Source organism: Actinomycetota bacterium, assembly GCA_005774595.1.
GTDB lineage: Bacteria > Actinomycetota > Coriobacteriia > Anaerosomatales > D1FN1-002 > D1FN1-002.
This window is the reverse complement of record VAUM01000470.1, coordinates 1-1,186: the sequence shown is the minus strand read 5'-3', so window position 1 is coordinate 1,186 and position 1,186 is coordinate 1. Positions and strand designations below refer to the sequence as shown.

2 protein-coding genes are annotated in these 1,186 nt (G+C 71.5%); both read right to left on the bottom strand.

The genetic code is table 11. The features are described from left to right. Positions 1–661: hypothetical protein (locus FDZ70_11060; GenBank protein ID TLM65538.1), on the bottom strand; the 661-nt coding region annotated here is incomplete at its 3' end. Then, positions 658–1,186: ABC transporter ATP-binding protein (locus tag FDZ70_11055; protein ID TLM65537.1), on the bottom strand; the 529-nt coding region annotated here is incomplete at its 5' end. The genes FDZ70_11060 and FDZ70_11055, both read right to left, overlap by 4 nt.

Here is a 1,186-nt window from a genome sequence, read left to right as displayed (position 1 = left end):
CGGCCGCCTCGACCGCCGCACGGTCGGAGCCTGGCACGAACCGCGCCTCGATGACGCTGACCCTGCCCGCGACGCCCACCATCGCCTGTGCGTCGGCGAGCGTCACGTAGATCTCCGGGCTACCGACGGTCGAACCGGCGGCGAGCAGGCCGCCGACCGTCAGTCGCCTGAGCCCGCTGACCGCGGGCACCTCGATCGACCCGCCGATGCCCACCCCGAACTGCTCGGCGGTGTCGGCGCCGAGAACGACCTTGCCCGTGTCGCCGCTGTTGAGGAGGCGGCCGGAGTCCAGCGCGAAGTCGTGGACCTTCACGGCGGTCCTCGGCTCGACGCCGACGAGGTTGATGTTGGTGACCGGGCTGCCGCTCTGCATCGACACCGCGCGCCGCAGCGACGGGCTGACCGCCGCGATGCCATCGACGCGGGCTAGACGATGCGTGATGTCGGGCTCGAACGTCCCGCCGCTGGCGCTCGTCACCGAGAGGTCGACCTGGCCGGCGGACGCGAGCATCGCGCGCTCGAACGTCTCGGTGATGCCGGGCAGCATGCCGTTCAAGCCGAAGATGAGCGCGACGCCGAACACAATCGCCATCGTGGTCAGCGCCGTGCGACCCGGCCGGCCGATGAGGTAGCGCCACGCGAGTTTCGACGACACGCTCACAGCAGGCCGGCCTGCTCCATCGCAGCGCGGACCTTCTCGGCACCGCCGCCGTCCAGCCGCACGTCGTCGACGATACGGCCGTCACGCATGAACACGATGCGCTTGGCGTGGGCGGCCAAGCGCGGGTCGTGCGTCACCATGATCACCGCGCGGCCCCACTCCTCGGCGACCTGGGCGAGCAGGTCGGCGATGCCGTCGGCGCTCTTGGTGTCGAGGTTGCCGGTCGGCTCGTCGCACAGCATGAGCGCCGGGTCCGCGACGAGCGCGCGCGCCACCGCGACCCGCTGCTGCTGACCACCGGACAGCTGGTCGGGGCGGCTCGCGAGCCGCTCCTCGAGTCCGACGCGCTCGAGCCAGTCGGCCGCCTTGCGGGTCGCCTCGGCGACCGCACGTCCGTCGAGCGTCAGCGGCAGGCCGGCGTTCTCGGCGGCGTTGAGCACCGGGATCAGGTTGAAGAACTGGAACACGAAGCCGATGCGGCGGCGGCGCAGTTCGGTGAGGTCGTCGTCAGACATCGTCGAGATG